The following is a 16,181-nucleotide window of genomic DNA, read 5'->3' on the forward strand; positions in this document are numbered from 1 at the left end:
GGCTCTCGGTGGCGGTCGTACGTAGGACAACCGGGCCACCCTACCGGGGCCGGCCGACCCCTCGGGGAGGGACGTGCCCGTGACCTCGGCGGGTGCGGCGAGCGTCACATTCGGCGCAACCGCTCGGCGATGCGGGCGACATCGGCCTCGTCGCCGGCGGCGACATCGATGACCAGGTCGTACGCGGCGTCCTGGTCGACGTCGGCGAGGTCGATGCCGTTCACGGCCAGGAAGGTCGCGGCCGCGAGCCAGGCCGTCCGCTTGTTCCCGTCGACGAGGGGGTGGTTGATCGCGATCCCGTGAAGCAGCGCGGCGGCCTGCTCGTACGGGTCCTCGTACGCGGGCGTACCGAACATCCGCGCCCGCGGCCGGTGCACGGCGGACTCCAGCAGCCCGGGGGCGCGCAGCTCGACGCTCTGCTCCGGGCAGGCGAGCCCGGCCAGGCCGACCACCTCGGCGAGGGTCAGGTACCGCACGCCCGTCCCGGCGCTCCCGCTCCCACTCCGACTCCCGCTCCCGCTCCCGCTCCCACTCCCGCTCCCGCTCCCGCTTCCGTTGGTGCCGCTCACTGGCCGAGCCGCTTCAGCAGCGCGTCGTGCCGCTGCGCCAACCGCGCGGCCTCGCTCCCGACCCGCGCCCGCTCCGCCCGCAGGTACTGCCGCACGGCATCGCGCGCCACTTCCTCGGGTGCACTCCCACTGGCATCGGCAAGATCGGCGAGCTCGGCCCGGTCGCCACGATCAAGCCGAATGATCAAGTTCTCCACCCGCGCAGCGTACGCACCCGCTCCCCCGCCCCTCACCACCCTTCGAGCCCGGCCGGGGCCGTGGCCCGGGCGGCAGCCCGCTCACGCGCGCGCGGCCACCGGCTCCGGCCCTCGCACATACAGCCGGGTCGCGACCCACGCCCCCACCAGCGCCACGCAGGCCATCGGCAGGAAGACCACGACGAACGCGGCGGGGTGCGAGGAGGCCGCCCCCTCGGCGGCAACGGCATGCGCGGCCGCCCCCACCGCTCCCCCGCCCAGCGCGGCGAACGCCGCGCCCCCCGCCGCCAGCAGCACCACATTGGCCAGCGCGTCCGAGATCTGCAGCGCAGCGGAATTGGCCCCCGCCTCCTCCGGCGCCGACAGCTCCAGCAGCAGCACGCTCGTCGAAGCGGTCACCAGCCCCATCCCCAGGCACCCCACCGCCCAGGCGACCGCCAGCGTCCACACCGGCACGGACTCGATCAGCACCGCCGGCGCGGCCGCGATGGCGAAGGCCACCAGCACCATCCCCGCCACCATCAGCCGCTCCCGGTACGGCGCCATCCGCCCCTTCGACTGCAGCCACGAGCCGCCCGCCCAGGTCAGCCCGCCCGCCGCCAGCGAGAACCCGGCCAGCGTCGGGCTCAGCCCCCGCTGGGTGACCAGCATCAGCGGCACGAAGCTCTCCGCCGAGATGAACGACCCCGCCGCCACCCCGCGCAGCAGCACCACCGAAGGCAGCCCGCGCCGGGCCAGGTACGTACCGCGCGGCAGCAGCCCCCGTACGGCGGGCACCAGCAGCCCCGCACCCGCGGCGGCCGGCAGCAGCGACAGCCACCGAAGGTCCTGGGCGGCGTACTGCAACAGCGCCGCCCCGACGGAGATCCCGAGCGCCAGCCGGATCCGCCGCCCGTCGAAGGCGGCGGGCGGCGCGTCCGGATCCACCGGCCCCGACGCGGTGCGCCGTATCGCCGGCAGGGCCACGACCAGCGGTACGACGACCAGCACGGGTATCCCGATGAACACCCAGCGCCAGCCGAGGTGCTCGGTCACGGCCCCCGAGGCCAGCGGCCCGACGATCGACGGCACCACCCAGCTCGCCGCGAAGGCGGCCATGATCGCGGGCCGCAGCCGCTCCTCGTAGGCCCGGCTCACCACCACGTACAGCGCGACGATGACCAGCCCGCCCCCGAACCCCTGCACGGCCCGCCCGAGGACGAACACCCACATGTCCACGGCGGTCCCGGCGAGGAGGAGCCCCGCGGCGAAGGCGGCGATCCCGACGGCGAGGGGCCACAACGGCCCCTTCCTGTCGGCCCACTGCCCGGACAGGACCATCCCGAAGAGGCTGGTGGTGAAGTATGCGGAGAAGGCGAAGGCGTAGAGCCCGATCCCGTCCAGCTCCCGCGCGGCGACGGGCATGGCCGTCCCGACGGCGGTCGCCTCGAAGGCGATGAGGAAGACGACGGAAATGATCCCGATGCTGAGCGCCCGGTACGCAGACCCCAGAATCCCGCCCTCCGGCTCCGGCGGGACCGGCACACTGCGCTGCGACACACGGGCTTCAGGGGCACTCATCGCCCCAGAGTAAGCCCCTCTCCTGGGCTACGCCCCTGTCAATTGGACGTATCCCGCGCTCATCCCCAAGCCCTAGGACCCGCGGCCCGTAAACGCAGCATGGCAATCACATTGCACCCGCCACGCACACCTTCCGCCGCCCCGGATCCCACCCGTACGGTCACACCCATAACCACCCCACAGCCGTGTGCCCGAGTGGTTGAGGGACTCGCCTGCAAAGCGAGTTACGCCGGTTCGATTCCGGTCACGGCTTCTCCCGAAGGCCGCTCAGGAACCCCTGAGCGGCCTTCGCGTCGTATGCGGCAGTCGGGTCAGGGAGCGCAGTCGAGCTGCTTGCGGGTGGATCCCTGAAAGTCCTTCATCAGCTGGGTGTCCAGCGCCCTGACCTTCGCGCTGTCCAGGTCCGACGGAACATGGCTGATCTTCAGCTCCAGCTCGAATGCCTCCGTGGGGGTCCGGCACGTGGTGAGGAGCGTCGCGCCGAAGTCCCACACCAGGCCCTTGCGCCCGAAGTCGAGCTTGTCCGGATGCAGCGGGTCGAAGGACTGCCAGTACGCGTCACTGCCCAGCGGCGTGCGTCCGATCTGGGCCGTGAACAACGTCTTCCCGTCCAGCTGAACGCGGCACGTGATCGTCTTGAGGTCGGTCGCCAGGGAGAACGCGTCCCGGGTATCTTCTGCGATCTTCCTTCCGCCCCCCAACAGAGGTGCCACGGCCTTGCCCTCGAAGGCTCCCCAGCACAGCCGCTGCGGTACCTCGGGGGTCGCGACCTTCTCCTGCTTGCCCGAACAGCCTCCCAGCAGGGCACCGGCCACCGCCACCGCAGCAACGGCGCGCGACGATCTCGCCACGAACATCAGGACGACCCCTTCGAGCTGTCCACCAGGTCGCGGCCAACCGAGTGCGCGACCGACGACTCCTTGGACGCCACACCGGCAAGAGTATTGATGTCCTGCTGGGACATGCCCGATCCGGCAGCTGCATGCAACACGGCTTTCCGAGCCGATTCGCTCGTCGCCCTGTCCGCCTCTGAGTACATTTGCCCGACCGCCTTCTCGGTACCTGCGGTCTTCTCCTTGCCCTTGTCCTTGGCGTCCTCGACGAAGTGCTCAGTGACGTCCTCCTGGACCCATTCCACGATGTCACCGGCCAGCGGCACCATTTCCAGGTACTTGCCGCCGGCGGCCGAGACTCCGCGGTTGATCCACTTGGCCCCGTCCTCGACCCCCTTCACGTACTCCTCGTTCGTGTGGGCGGTCTCGGCGTGCATGCCTTGGGCACGGGCCTCCGTCATCATGCCCGCGATCTGGCCACCGGGCTGTACGGCTACCCCCATCGCATCGCCCAGCAGGGTGTATTCGCCGCGGTGCTGGACGATGTCGTTGACCAGCACCGCCGTGAACGCCTGGTTGGCGTTGGTGATCGCGCCATACGCCTCGGGGTCCTGAGCGACCGCACCGAGGAATCGGGCCATGGTGGACTCATTGAAATGCGCCATCGTGCCGGTGACCTTGATCTGGTTCCCGCCGTTCTCGGCGGACGCCTGGAGGTCCGGGATGTATTCCGCCGCCATGTTGCCGAAGTGCCCCGCCAGGGCGCCCAGCCTCGGCTTCTTGTCCTCGTCGTCCGGGTCCTGCGCCACCAGGGACGGGTCGTCGCCGACCATCTCGACGACGCGTTCCATGATCGCCGTCATTTCCTTGGTGTGGGGGATGGACTTCGCGTCCTCGTCGCCCGGCACGCGGCCCGAGACCGCCGCTTCGAGGGCGTTGCCGAGTGCGTCCTGGGCCGGGCCCGCTTCGCCGTAGGGGTGGCTGGGCGTCCGGTCGAAGGCGTCGGCCCACGACTCCTTGTCCAGCATGTAGTCGACCATGCCCCGCGCCTTGCCGTGCTGGCCGGACACGACCTTGTCGGCCGTGGTGACGATGCCGTCGCCGTTGCTGTCCTGGCGGACCGGCTCGTTGAAGAACGCCGTCGCCGCGTCCGGGTTGTGGGACATCGCGTCCATCAGGCCCGTCAGCGGGTAGAAGCCCCGGCTGCCGTCCTTGCCCTGGCTGAGCACCGTCTTCGGGTCGTACGGAGACCCGTGCTCCCAGGCCTTCGGGTTCTCACGGTCGAACGCGACCATGTCCCGGCCGACCGAGGTCAGGAAGTCCTTGTCGTACGTGCCCTCGTGGAGCAGCGCGCCCAGCGCCTGGTAACCGTAGATCTTGCTGGTCAGATCGCCGGTGACCTGCATCTCCTTGCGGCCGGCCTTCATCAGGCCGGTCGTCCACGCCGCATCCAGGTGGTTCGGCGAGCTCGTCTGCGTGGCGAGTCCCAGCATCGCGCCCATGTCGTTCTGGATGTTGCCGACCATCGCCAGGCGGTCCTTGCCTGCCTCGCCCAGGGTCGACGCGTCGATGGACAGCTTCGCGTACGCCTCAAGCGTGCCTTCGGGGCCGAGCCTGCGGTAGAAGTCCGTCGAGAATTCGGCGTCGTTGCGGTTGTCGTCGAGCAGGTCCTCCAGCTCGCGCAGCGCCTCGGGGTTGCGGGCGACGCCGCCCTGCTCCTTGCTGAGTTTCTTCATCAGCTCGGCCGCCCGGTCGGCCTGTTCCCCGTCCAGGGTGGTGTACTTCGGCGCGGTGAAGTCGTGGTCGTCCGAGACGTTCGCGCGCAGTGCGCGGGCCAGGGAGTCGTCGGCGTCCGCGCAGTCCTCGACGAGCCGGTCCACCCTCGCCTGCCAGGCTTTGCGGTCCTCCTCCTGCTTGCGCTTGAACTCGGGGTAGTCCGGGTCGTGCCGGGCCGCGTACTCGGTCTTCGGGTCCATCGGGACAGCCGAGACCTTGCCGGTCGCGTCCACGCGGAAGCCGGCGGCCAGGGCCTCCTCGTCGGCGGCCTTCTTGAGCGCGTCCCGGGCCGTCTTGATGGTGGTGTGGCCGTCGCTGAGGAGCTGGTGGACGCCCTTGGCCTCCTTGGCCGCGTCCTCGAACTCCTTGGCCGTCTTGTCGACGAACGCCCGCCCGACGCCGGCGGTGACGCCGCTCCACTCGGCCTTGTCGGCCTTGGCCTTCATGCCGTTGCGAGCGGTCTCGGCCATCTCGTCCAGCTTGTCGGCCATGGCCTTCCAGTCCGTGGCCGCCGTCAGGAGCTTGTCCAGTGGCACGTTCATCACGTTCTCGTACGTCAGCATGGGGGCGCCGCCTACTTCAGGTACTTGTCGATCGCGGACGTGGTGAAGTCGGCGTGCAACTGCTCTTCGTCCTTGGCGTGGGAGGAGAGCGAGTAGTTGAGCCCGTTGGAGATGTTCGCGCAGGCGGCCACGAGGGTCTTCACCTGGCTCTCCCACACGGAGTTGAGTCTCAGCAGCGCCGCCCCGCTGACGAAGCTCTCCTTCGTGAGCGCCCCGGCGGCCTCGCCGGTGGCGGTGGCGGCGTGCTTGCCGTCCGTCTGGAGCCGGGTGTGCAGCTTGTACGCCTCGGTGCCGATGGCGCCGATGTGGTCCTGGTTGAGCTCCAGGTCACTGCCACTGCCGCCGCCACCGCTGCCGCCGGGCTCGACGGGTACGTGGTTGAGCCGCATGGAGACGTTGGCGGCGGCCGTGGCGCGCGCGGCGGACCATTCCTCGTCGAACGACATGACGTGCGTTTCTCCTTGTGTCACATCAGCGTCTAACACGCTGATGTACGCCTGTGGTTACGGCTCCGGCAACGAGCAGGCAGGCTCCCATCCCGAGGACGGCCCAGGGAAGGAGCCTGCTGCTGGTTGTCTTGTTCTGTACGTGGGATGCGGCCGCCGGGGCCGGTGCAGGTTTGGGCGGGCCCGGGGCTGGGGACACCGCCTCTTCCGCCGCGGCGAGATCGGGGAGCGGGTAGACGTCCGCGGGGCCGGGGTCGCCGGGGGTGGGCAGCGCGATGACGGGGCGGACGACTCCGTAGCCGAGGTGGTCGTTGCGCTCGATGCCGTGGACGGGGTCCGGCTTCTCAGCCGTGTTCAGCAGGACGCGGAGTACCTGGTTGTTGGTCCAGTCGGGGTGGACGGACCAGAGCAGGGCTGCGGAGGCGGAGGCGAGGGCGCTGGCTTCGCTGGTGCCGTGGTTGACGCAGAGACCGGAGTCGACGGAGTCAGGGGAGTCACCGGCGCAGCTGGTGGCGATGTCGACGCCGGGGGCGGACAGGTCCACCTGAGGGCCGTGCTGGGACTCCTTGGTCGCCACACCGTCCGGGCCGACGGCGGAGACGCCGACCACTCCGGGTGAGCCGGAGGGATACATGACCTCGTTGGGCCCCTCTCCGTCGTTGCCGACGGAGGAGAAGATGAGCTTGCCTTTGTCCAGGGCGTACCTGACGGCGGCGTCGAGTTCCTCGCTCCTGCCCGGGCCGCCGAACGAGATGTTCAGGACTTTGGCTTCCGAGTCGGCCGCGAAGCGGATCGCCTCGGCGATCGACTGATGGAGGCGGAGGTTCCCGCCGCCCTCGGAGACGCGGAGGGGAAGGATTTTGGCCCCGGGGGCCAGCCCGAACGCCCCGCCGCCGCCGGACGGGCGCTTACCCGTGCCGGCGATCAGGGCGGCGATGCCGGTGCCGTGATCGCCGTAGTCGGTGCGTTCGTCGCCGTCGTAGCCGTGGGAGAAGTCCCTGCCCTGGACCACTTGGCCGTCGAGCTCGGGGATCCGGCCGACGCCGGTGTCGATGACGGCGACGGTGACGCCTTGGCCGGTACTGACCTTCCAGGTGTCCTGGGCGTGCATGGCACCGAGATGCCACTGCTCCGGCCGAGCGGTGTGGGCGTCGGCGGCCGGGGCCGCAGCGACCCCGGCCAGCAGGAGGCCGACCAGGGCCGAGGTGGTCCGACGCGGCCGCACGGACCGCCGTCAGGCGTTCCTGCGCCGCACGACGACCGCGGTGACGGCACCCCCGATGAGCACACATGCGCCAAGCCCGAGCCCGATCCAGAGGACGGGACTTCCGCCGTCCTTCTTGGCCTCGGCCTGGGGCGCACCGGACTCGGGCTTCTTACCGCCGGCCGACGGGGAGGGCGAGTTCTTGGCATCCGCCGCAGCCAGGTCGGGCAGCGGATAAACATCGGCGGGGCCGGGGTCACCGGGCGTGGGCACCGCAATCCGGGGACGCACCACGCCATAGCCGAAGTAGTCGTTCCGCTCGCCATCGTCGGACTTGCCTGCTGTGTTCAGCAGGACCCGGAGCACCTGATTGTTGGTCCAGTCGGGGTGAGCAGACCAGAGCAGCGCGGCGGAGGCCGATGTGAGGGCGGTGGCGTCGCTGGTGCCGTGGCTGTTGCAGAGACCTGTCCCCCCGTCACATCCGGTGACGATGTTGACGCCTGGAGCAGATAGGTCTACGGAAGCATTGTGCTGCGATTCCTTGGTCGCGGCGCCGTCCGGGTCAACGGCGGCAACGCCTACCACTCCGGGCGTCGCAGCGGGGTAATAAATCTCGTTTGATGTATCCCCGTCGTTGCCAGCACCGGCGAAAATCAGCTTGCCTTTGTCCAAGGCGTACTTGACCGCCTTGGTGAGGTCCTCGCTCGTCCCATCACCAACGATCGAAATGTTGAGGATCTTGGCGTCTGAATCCGCTGCGTAGCGGATGGCCTGGATCATCGACTTGAAGATGGGTCCGCCATCGCCACCACGATCGATTCGTAGAGGCAGGATCTTCGCATCGGGTGCTAGGCCGAACGCGCTGTCCGTGCCACTGGGGCCCTTGCCATTACCTGCGATGATCGCAGCCATGCTCGTGCCGTGATGGCCATAGTCAGTACGTTCATCGCCTTCGTAGCTGGGCGCCGCGAAGTTCTTGCCTGGGAGAACCTGACCCTCAAGCTCGGGAATTCGCGCAACACCTGTGTCGATCACTGCAACGGTGACACCCTTGCCGGTACTGATCTTCCAGATGTCGTCGGCCTTCATGGCGTCGAGATGCCATTGCTTGGACCGAACCGTCTCCGCGTGGGCCGGGGTCGCGGCGACCCCGGCCAGCAGGAGGCCAACCAGGGCCGCGGTCGCCTTACGCATGCGCATCCCGTGCAATGTCCGTTCTCTCAGTCGATCACCGGCGGAACAACGCGATCGTTGCCCTGCCAGGTCTCTTCGTCTTCGGCCAAGTAGTCGGGGCGTTCGCCCCCGCGCTCGTCACGCCGGTTACCCGGAGCGTGGACGCCCGCACCCGCCTGCCCCATCGTGCCGCGGGCCGAACCGGCCCCGGAACCATTGCGCACGAGACCCGATCCGCCCTGTGTGAAGGGCTGACCTCCAGTGGTCGGACGACCGATCGCGGCGGATTGACGCCCGCCGACAACACCGCCGGGCTCCATGGCCAGGCGACGGCCCATCCCAGAACCGCTTTGGCCGCCGTGGGGGCCGCCCCCGCCGCCAGGGTGCATTCCGCCGCCCATGCCGCGGCCGAGCCCCTGCTGACCGCCGCCTTCCTGGCCGATGACCGTGCCACGCGGGATACCGGCGCTCGGCCCGTTGGTAGTCACCGGGCGACCACCCATAATCCCGGTGTCGCGCGGCATCAGGCCGCCGGTGCCACCGGCCTTGCTGAGGGGAGGAGTCGTGACCTGGAACTTGCTGCCGGGTCCGCCACCTGCCGGAATCGGCGTACCGATGGGCGGGAGAGTGACAGGGGGAGTGAAGACGGGCGGGGTACCGCCGGTGGTCGGACTCGGCCCGGGAACGGTGGGCAGGCCTGTGACCGGGGGAAGCGTCTTGTCAGGAAGGGTCCCGACATGGTCGAGATCCACACTTGCATCCCGATCCGGAAGCCCGGGAACCGGTGCCGGTCCCGTCGACGGGAGCGGCGTGCCGTCCGGCTGGTGGCCAGTCACCAAGCTTGGCGAGTCTGAGGGACCCTCACCGCGCGGTGCCGTCGGTGCGAAAGACGAGCCACCGGAACCAGAACCACCGCCAGAACTAGCGCTCGACCGCCCGATATAGGAGTCGCTGGAGACATCGTCCGACGGGCGAAACACACCCGGCGGCGGCGGGAAAGTCGGGATTTCCGCCTTGCTCATCTGCGTCGTCGACTGGTCGTACGAGCCCGCAAGCTTCGTCAGCCCGTCGACCGCCTTCTGATGGTCGCCGCTCAGCTTTGTGTGGGCCTCCTGGCCCATCTTCTGGGCGTCCGGGTCGTTGTGGTAGTCGTGGGCCGCCTTGAGGTTGGCCGCGGCGTCCGTGTCGTACACCGGCATGTTCTTCTTGACCTCGACCATGGTCTGCGCGGCCTCGGTCATCCACTTGCCGCCGGCCTCGCTGTAGTCGCCCAGCCGCAGCGTCGCGCTGCCCGCCTGGCCGACCCAGTTCTCGAAGGCCGTGGCAGCCTCGCCCTCCCAGCCCTTCACGCGGTGCTTCTTGAGGCTCTCGCCGATCTCCTTGATCGTCTTAGCCGCCTCCGTCAGCTCCGTGCCCCGGGTCTTGACCGTTTCCGCGTCAAGGGAAGCGACCATGGCAAGCAGCTGCTGGTGCGTGTAGCCCTCGAAGTTCGTTGCCATCAGATCTTGCCCTTCCCCGTCGGAGCCGGCTGCGCGGCCTTCTCCTTTTCCTTCTCCTTCTCCAGCGGGTCACGCTCAGGAACGTAGTCCTTCTTCGACTGCGCGACGATGGCGCGCATCCGCGCCTCCGTCTCCGCGTCGACCCCGCCGTAGCCCTTGCCCGCCGTCAGGATCGCGATGCCCAGGGCCTCGATCTGCCCCGCCAGGCCCTTCGACAGGTTCTGCAGCTGCGTGTGCACCGTCGTGTACGTCTTGTGGAGGGCTTCCGCCTCCCCGAAGCCATGACCCAACGACCCCTCGGGCAAGGTGCCGTGGGCCAGCTTCTTGTCGTCCGCCTGGGAGCCGTCGAGCTTGTCCAAGAGCTCATCGACCCGGTTCTTGAAGTCCTTCATCGACTCGAACTCGACCTCGAGCGCCTTGGCCTGCGCCATGATCGCGTCCGCCACGCCCGTATTGATACCGCCCAGCCCCAACAGGCCAGGCGCCGACTCCTCTGCCACGATGGCCTCCCCGACTCCCCGTAATCCCCGGGGTCGCGGCGCTTCCGCCGCGGCCCCTCCCCGTTCGCACCCGTTCAATCGCGCACGTACTACGTCTTACCGATCACTCTAGCGACCGGCACCGACAGTCCCAACCTCGGGGTTGCACGTGCAATGCGGGTCACACGGTCACGAGTTGGGCGTTGCGACCGCCGCCGAGGGGCGGATCGGGAGCCTGTTCACCGGGCGGCCCGTGGCCGAACGTACCGCTGAGGCTACCGCCGCCGGGGCCGTCACCACAGGGATCGCGCTCGCCGCCTTCGCGCCGAACGGGGCCACCACGTCCCGCTCTTCGACCAGTTTGACGATCCGGACCACCGGCGCGTCCAGCGACGTCGGCAGCGCATAGCCCGTCAGGTCGGGGTGGCGGACCAGGCCCGACACCGACCGGAGGTTCTCGCTCAGCGCCGCGCCCACGCCCTGCGTGACGCCCGCCTCGATACGGGCCTCCAGCTGGCGGGGGTTGAGGATGCGGCCCACGTCCTGGGCCACTGCGAGTTCCACGACCCGCACCGAGCCCAGTTCGATGTCCACGTCCACCACCGCGCGGATCGCGCAGAACGCCAGGCCCACGAAGGCGTCGCCCTGCCCGTCGCCGTCCAGGGGCTCCGTCGGATGGGGGCGGCACTGGGCCGTCGCCCAGAGTTCCTTGCCCGCCATGGCCTCGGAGACCGTCGTGGAGAAGGCTCCGTCGTACGAGGTGACGCGGCCGTCCTGGATCTGCAGGAGTTCCGTCGACATGCCCAGCTTGTGGGCCATCGGCTGGAGGAGTTGCGTGCGGACCATTTTTGCCGCGCGCTCCACCGCGCCACCCGAGACCCACGTGTGGCGGCCGTGCGCCGCCGGGCCCGCCGGCGGCTGGTCCGTGTCGACCGGGGCCGTCACGACCTCGTCCACGCCCAGCGTCTCCTGCACGATCTGGCGGGCCAGCGTGGCGAAGCCCTGGCCGGTGTCCACGGCCGCGCAGATCACCGTCGCCACCCCGTCGACGACCTTGACCGTCGCCGTCGAGACCTCGTCCGTGCCCTCCGCGCCGAGCATGTGGACCATGCCCACGCCGTACCCGACCCCGCGCCGCACCGCGCCCGGCTCGCCCGCGCCCTCCGGGCCGCCCGGCAGCAGCCACTCCTCCTCCGGGGTGTCCTTCGGTAGCGAGGGGAGCGGGTAATCGCGTACCGCACGCAGGAGTTCCGCCACGGGGGCCGGGCAGGTGACCGTCTGGCCCGTCGGGAGCAGGTCGCCCGTCGCCAGTACGTTGCGCAGGCGCAGCTCCGCGCCGTCGATGCCGAGGGCGGCCGCGAGCTTGTCCATCTGGCCCTCGTACGCGGCGCAGACCTGCATCGCGCCCTCGCCCCGTACGTGGCCCGACGGCGGGTTGTTCGTACGGACCGCCCAGCCCTCGACGAAGGCGTGCGGCACGACGTACGGGCCGCAGGCGAACGCCACCGCCGCGGCCAGCGACTCGGAGGACGAGTCGGCGTAGGCGCCGGCGTCCATCAGGATCTGGGCCTCGACCTTGACCAGCCGGCCCTCCGCGTCCGCGTGGTGGCGGTAGCGCAGCAGCGTCGGGTGGCGGTGGGTGTGGCCGAGGAAGGACTCCTCGCGGGTGGCGGCCAGCTTGACCGGGTAGCCGGTGCGCAGGGCGAGCAGCCCCAGCGGCAGCTGGAAGGCGGCGTCCTCGCGGTCGGCCGTGGCGCCCGGGACGCCGGTCACCACGACCCGTACCCGGTCGGGTTCGAGGCCGAAGCAGGCCGCCGCCAGGTCGCGGTCCAGGTGCGGGTCGGTGGAGGCGGTGTAGATCTCCACGCCGCCGTCGGGCCGCGGCACGGCCAGACCGGCCTCGGCGCCGATGGGTGCGGGGTCCTGGCGGCCGATCCGGTACAGGCCCTCGACGACGACCTCGCCGGTGGCCTCCGGGTCGCCGTAGCGGAGCGGGATGTGCCGGATCAGGTTGCCGTCGGGGTGCAGGGCGGGGGCGCCGAAGGCCTGCTCGGGGTCCGTCACCGCGTCGAGCAGCTCGTACTCGACGGCGATCGCGGCGGCGGCGAGGCGGGCGGTGTCCGGGTGGTCGGCGGCGACGGCGGCGATGGGCTCGCCGTGGTGGCGGACGACGTCGTGGGCGAAGACGGGCCGGTCGGCGATGCGGCGGCCGTGCGTGGTGGCGCCGGGGACGTCGGCGTGGGTGACGACGGCGCGCACGCCGGGCATGGCGGCGGCCGCGGAGGTGTCGACGGAGAGGATGCGGGCGTGGGCGTGCGGGGAGCGCAGGACGGCGGCCCAGAGGAGGCCCTCGGCCCACAGGTCGGCCGCGTACGGGAAGGTGCCCTCGCTCTTGGCGCGCGTGTCGGCGGCGGGCACGGAGGCCCCGATTCCGCGCGGCACCTCCTGCTCGCCCGCCTCGGGCGGCGCGGCGGCCGAGGCGCCCGCGGAGACCGATACCGTCGTCGTGGCCGTGGCCGCGTCGTGCCCGCTCACGCCATGCCTCCGTTGTGGTGGATCCCGCCCTCGCCGGGCGGCGCCTGGTGCGGAATACGCGCCTCCGCGCCAGAGCCGTTCCCGGCCCCGCTCCCGGTAGCGTCGGCCGAGGCTGAGGCCGACGCCTCACGCTCGGCGACGACCTCGCGGACGGCCTCGATGACGCCCTTGTAGCCGGAGCAGCGGCACAGGTTCCCGCACAGGGCCTGCCGGGTCTCCAGCTCGCTGGGGGCGTGGTTGCCCTCCAGCAGGTCGTGGATGGTCATGGCCATGCCGGGCACGCAGAATCCGCACTGCACCGCACCCGACCTGCACAACGCCTGCTGCACGTCCGAGAGTTCCCCGCCCCCGGCGAGCCCCTCCACGGTCCGGACCTCGCTGCTCGCCGCCGTCGCGGCCGGCACCAGGCAGGAGGCGACGAGCCGGCCGTCGACCTGCACCGCGCACGCCCCGCATTCGCCCTGCGAGCAGCCGTCCTTGGCGCCGGCGAGGCCGAGGCGCTCGCGCAGCACGTAGAGCAGGGACTCGCCGATCCACGCGCCGGTGACGGGCCGGTCGGCGCCGTTGACGCGCAGGACGTAGGAAGCCAGCGGGTGCTCGTGATGGGCGACGGCCTCGGCAGTCGCGTTTTCTTCGTACGTCGGCCCCTCGGCCGGGAAACCTTCGGCGCTTCCCGCATCCGGCGTCGCCACAGCGATGTCCGCGGTGTCCGCAGTCGGCATTCCCGGAGCCCCGGCTTCGCCGAAGCCGCCCCCGAGACCCCGCCCGTCCGTGTCGGCGGGCTCCGCGGCGGGCTCCGCCGTGAACCCGTGCTCACTGCCCGGCCCGGACTCCGCCCCGGCGGGGCCGTGCCCGTGGCCGGATGCCGTGAACCCGTGCCCGTCGGTGTCCCCGGGCTCCCCGAAGCCACCGGCGACGCCGCCGACCCCCGGACCGCCCGACAGCGCGTACTCGGCAGCCGCGACGGGCGTCGCCGCGCGCTCCCGATCCGCGTCGGCGCGCGAAGCCACCTCGGCGGCCTCCGCCCCCGGATGCGGCCGTTCCGCCGTGACCGGCGTCGGCGCCGGGCCGTGGGCGGCCTCGATGTCGTGCGGAGCCGGATGCACCGGCTCCGGCTCCGGCGCCTCCGGGAGCGTGCCCACGCCGGGTCCGCCCAGTACACGGGGGCCGCGCCCGGGGCCGCCGACGCCGGGGCCGCCGAGCCGCCGCAGGACCCCGCCCGAGGTGCCGGTGTCGCCCGCGTCGGGCCGCGCCTCGGGCAGCACGCCCGAGCTCATCGCGGCATCCGGACCCGGACGCGCGGCTGCCGCCGCCTCGAAGTCGGGATGGGTCGCCCAGGGGGCCGCCGCGCCGCCCGGCAGCGTCGCCGGAGCCTGGCTCCAGTCGGCCGCCGCGGCACCGAGGCGGAACTCCCCGGTCTGCTCGGGCAGTTCCGGGAGGGTCCACTGGCCGGTGGTCACGGGCTCGGAGTCCTGGACCGCCTCCGGGAACCGCCACTCGGCGGTCGCACCGGAATCGTGCGCACCCTCGGCCGAAGCCGATAGCTGACCCGATACCTGACCCGGCGCCGAACCCGGCACCTGACCCGAAGCCATGGCCTGGCCCGAACCGGGCGCCTGGCCCTGCTCGGCACCCGAAACCCGGACGGGATCCTGACCCGCGCCCTCGAACGCCGCCGCCACGGAGGCCGGAATCGGGATCGAAGCCGGGATCGGCCCGCCGACCGGCGCGGGCGTCGGCGTACCAGCACCAGCACCAGCACCCGCGCCACCGGAAGCACCCGCACCGCCACCGGTGTGCGGCGCCGTGCCCGCCTCCGGCCACTGCACCGGAATCGTCCACATCCCCGTCGCCGCCGGATCCGCACTCGCCGAACCCAGCGGCACGATCATCGGCGGCGGCACGTAGCCGTGCCCGGGCGCCGCGAGCGGCTCCCCGGTGCCGAGCGCGTCCAGCATGTCCTGCGGCAGCTTCACGAAGGCCGTCGCGTCGGAGTCGTACTCGCCGCCCTGCGGGACCGGCTCCCAGCCCCAGCCGGTGCCGGTGTGGCCCGCGGGACCCGCGTCCCCCGTCGTTCCGCTCACGTTCTCGTTCTCACTCATGAGGTCAGCGCCCTCCCCAGGGCCCTCCGTGCCAGCACGGCGACCGTCCGCCGCAGATGCAGTACCCCGGGTGCCACCGGTTCGCCCTGGTCGGGCACGCAGGCGGCCGCGACGTACTCGCCGAAGGCCTCCAGCGCCTCGGGAGCCAGGGTCCGCTCCCCGTCCCAGTCGATCAGCGAGGCCACCCACTGCTCGGCCTCCAGCGGCCGCAGCGGCATGGGCGCGACCGCGCCGATCGCACAGCGCACACCCCGGCGCGCGGGATCCAGTACGAGCCCCACGGACGCCACCGCACGCCCCGGGCCCGTACGCCCCGTGGCCTTCAGGAAGACCTGCGGCGCGTGCAGCAGCGGGACCCGTACGAAGCCGATCAGCTCGCCGGGCCGCAGCATCTCGCGGCCGGCCAGCAGGTGCGAGACCGGGATCTCCCGGCGCGAGCCGCCCGGGCCGTGGATGACGAGGATCGCCTCCAGCGCCGCCAGTACGGGCAGTGCGTCGCCCGTCGGCGCGGCGGTGGCGATGTTGCCGCCGAGGGTGCCGGCGTTGCGGATCTGCGGGGGCCCGGCGGCCCGCGCGGCCGCCGCCAGCGCGGGGATCAGAGCGGCGAAATCCGGCCGTCCCATCCGCGCGTGGGTGAGCCCGGCGCCGAGCAGCGCGTGCCCGTCCTGGTACTGCCAGCCGCGGATCTCGTTGATCCGGCCCAGGCCCACGAGCGCGGCGGGCCGCAGCAGCCCGGCGTTGACGGAGGCCATGAGGTCGGTGCCGCCGGCGACGGGCACGGCGGCGGGCATGGCGGCGAGTGCCGCCACGGCCTCGTCGAGCGAGGCCGGCAGCGTCACGGACTGCGCCGCTTGCGGCGCCTGAGATGAATGCAGTGCATGCGGTGCGTGCGTGGTCAACCCAGCTGCCCCTTCCCGATGTCCCGGTCCCGGCGCTCACGCCTGTCCGCCGTACGGTACGTGCTCACCGCCGGGACGTGGCAACTCTGGCACATCTTCCCCACCGCCCGGCGCGAGGGTCCGGCGGGCGCCCCCTGGAGCTTCAGGACGTCCGGTTTCCCCCGTATCCACCGAATCAACCGAATCGATTCAGATCCGCCGAATCCCCCGAAATCGAGCAAGAGTTCCTGACCGCCCCCAAGAACGAAGGACGTCCCGGAACCCTCGGGAGTTCCGCAGAAGTCCGAAGAGTTCCGATCGGCGCCGAAACAGTACGGAAAGGTTCCGGCCACCTCCGGCCAACCCC

The 16,181-nt window shown here is 71.4% G+C and carries 13 protein-coding genes and 1 tRNA gene; 1 reads left to right on the forward strand and 13 read right to left on the reverse strand.

Annotated elements, in window-relative coordinates; genetic code table 11:
* Positions 1 to 104: 104 nt before the first annotated feature.
* The 3 genes from ACIQU4_RS29555 to ACIQU4_RS29565 form a co-directional block, all read right to left on the reverse strand.
* Positions 105 to 476 (reverse strand): type II toxin-antitoxin system death-on-curing family toxin, encoded by a 372-nt coding sequence (locus ACIQU4_RS29555; RefSeq protein WP_403736946.1) that lies wholly within the window; start codon positions 474 to 476, stop codon positions 105 to 107.
* Between the two features lie 89 nt (positions 477 to 565).
* Positions 566 to 766, reverse strand: coding sequence for a hypothetical protein (locus tag ACIQU4_RS29560; protein WP_403736948.1), 201 nt, complete (start codon positions 764 to 766; stop codon positions 566 to 568).
* 81 nt (positions 767 to 847) lie between these two features.
* The gene (locus ACIQU4_RS29565; protein ID WP_403736950.1) at positions 848 to 2,326 is read right to left on the reverse strand and encodes an MFS transporter; all 1,479 of its coding nucleotides are present in this window, start codon (positions 2,324 to 2,326) and stop codon (positions 848 to 850) included.
* 181 nt (positions 2,327 to 2,507) lie between these two features.
* On the opposite strand from ACIQU4_RS29565, the gene ACIQU4_RS29570 reads away from it, so the two are divergent.
* Positions 2,508 to 2,579, forward strand: a tRNA-Cys gene (locus tag ACIQU4_RS29570).
* 58 nt (positions 2,580 to 2,637) lie between these two features.
* On the opposite strand, the gene ACIQU4_RS29575 is transcribed toward ACIQU4_RS29570, so the two are convergent.
* The 10 genes from ACIQU4_RS29575 to ACIQU4_RS29620 form a co-directional block, all read right to left on the reverse strand.
* Positions 2,638 to 3,183 carry a hypothetical protein gene (locus ACIQU4_RS29575; protein WP_403736953.1) on the reverse strand — a complete coding sequence of 182 codons (546 nt, stop codon included), beginning with the start codon at positions 3,181 to 3,183 and terminating at the stop codon, positions 2,638 to 2,640.
* The gene (locus ACIQU4_RS29580) at positions 3,183 to 5,498 is read right to left on the reverse strand and encodes a hypothetical protein (RefSeq protein ID WP_403736956.1); all 2,316 of its coding nucleotides are present in this window, start codon (positions 5,496 to 5,498) and stop codon (positions 3,183 to 3,185) included. Before ACIQU4_RS29580 ends, ACIQU4_RS29575 begins: the two co-directional genes overlap by 1 nt.
* A gap of 11 nt (positions 5,499 to 5,509) precedes the next feature.
* Positions 5,510 to 5,944, reverse strand: coding sequence for a hypothetical protein (locus tag ACIQU4_RS29585; RefSeq protein WP_403736958.1), 435 nt, complete (start codon positions 5,942 to 5,944; stop codon positions 5,510 to 5,512).
* Positions 5,945 to 5,969: 25 nt separating this feature from the next.
* On the reverse strand, positions 5,970 to 7,169 hold the full coding sequence (gene mycP / locus ACIQU4_RS29590) for a type VII secretion-associated serine protease mycosin (RefSeq protein ID WP_403736961.1): 1,200 nt from the start codon (positions 7,167 to 7,169) through the stop codon (positions 5,970 to 5,972).
* A gap of 9 nt (positions 7,170 to 7,178) precedes the next feature.
* Positions 7,179 to 8,348, reverse strand: coding sequence for a type VII secretion-associated serine protease mycosin (gene mycP / locus ACIQU4_RS29595; protein ID WP_403736964.1), 1,170 nt, complete (start codon positions 8,346 to 8,348; stop codon positions 7,179 to 7,181).
* A gap of 20 nt (positions 8,349 to 8,368) precedes the next feature.
* Positions 8,369 to 9,820, reverse strand: coding sequence for a hypothetical protein (locus tag ACIQU4_RS29600; protein ID WP_403736966.1), 1,452 nt, complete (start codon positions 9,818 to 9,820; stop codon positions 8,369 to 8,371).
* Entirely contained in the window at positions 9,820 to 10,320 is a 501-nt protein-coding gene (locus ACIQU4_RS29605; RefSeq protein WP_403736968.1) for a DUF2563 family protein, read from the reverse strand. Before ACIQU4_RS29605 ends, ACIQU4_RS29600 begins: the two co-directional genes overlap by 1 nt.
* Positions 10,321 to 10,488: 168 nt before the next feature.
* On the reverse strand, positions 10,489 to 12,834 hold the full coding sequence (locus ACIQU4_RS29610) for a xanthine dehydrogenase family protein molybdopterin-binding subunit (RefSeq protein ID WP_403736972.1): 2,346 nt from the start codon (positions 12,832 to 12,834) through the stop codon (positions 10,489 to 10,491).
* Positions 12,831 to 14,936 (reverse strand): 2Fe-2S iron-sulfur cluster-binding protein, encoded by a 2,106-nt coding sequence (locus ACIQU4_RS29615; RefSeq protein ID WP_403736975.1) that lies wholly within the window; start codon positions 14,934 to 14,936, stop codon positions 12,831 to 12,833. The genes ACIQU4_RS29610 and ACIQU4_RS29615 overlap by 4 nt, the downstream gene beginning before the upstream one ends.
* On the reverse strand, positions 14,933 to 15,835 hold the full coding sequence (locus ACIQU4_RS29620) for an FAD binding domain-containing protein (protein ID WP_403736978.1): 903 nt from the start codon (positions 15,833 to 15,835) through the stop codon (positions 14,933 to 14,935). The genes ACIQU4_RS29615 and ACIQU4_RS29620 overlap by 4 nt, the downstream gene beginning before the upstream one ends.
* Between the last annotated feature and the right edge of the window lie 346 nt (positions 15,836 to 16,181).

Source organism: Streptomyces sp. NPDC090741, assembly GCF_044769045.1.
GTDB lineage: Bacteria > Actinomycetota > Actinomycetes > Streptomycetales > Streptomycetaceae > Streptomyces.

Bases quoted from the DNA above. Each gene is read 5' to 3' on its own strand.
- ACIQU4_RS29565 (WP_403736950.1), bottom strand. From the start codon at position 2,326: ATGAGTGCCCCTGAAGCCCGTGTGTCGCAGCGCAGTGTGCCGGTCCCG.
- ACIQU4_RS29575 (WP_403736953.1), bottom strand. From the start codon at position 3,183: ATGTTCGTGGCGAGATCGTCGCGCGCCGTTGCTGCGGTGGCGGTGGCC.
- ACIQU4_RS29580 (WP_403736956.1), bottom strand. From the start codon at position 5,498: ATGCTGACGTACGAGAACGTGATGAACGTGCCACTGGACAAGCTCCTG.
- ACIQU4_RS29585 (WP_403736958.1), bottom strand. From the start codon at position 5,944: ATGTCGTTCGACGAGGAATGGTCCGCCGCGCGCGCCACGGCCGCCGCC.
- mycP (WP_403736964.1), bottom strand. From the start codon at position 8,348: ATGCGCATGCGTAAGGCGACCGCGGCCCTGGTTGGCCTCCTGCTGGCC.
- ACIQU4_RS29600 (WP_403736966.1), bottom strand. From the start codon at position 9,820: ATGGCAACGAACTTCGAGGGCTACACGCACCAGCAGCTGCTTGCCATG.
- ACIQU4_RS29615 (WP_403736975.1), bottom strand. From the start codon at position 14,936: ATGAGTGAGAACGAGAACGTGAGCGGAACGACGGGGGACGCGGGTCCC.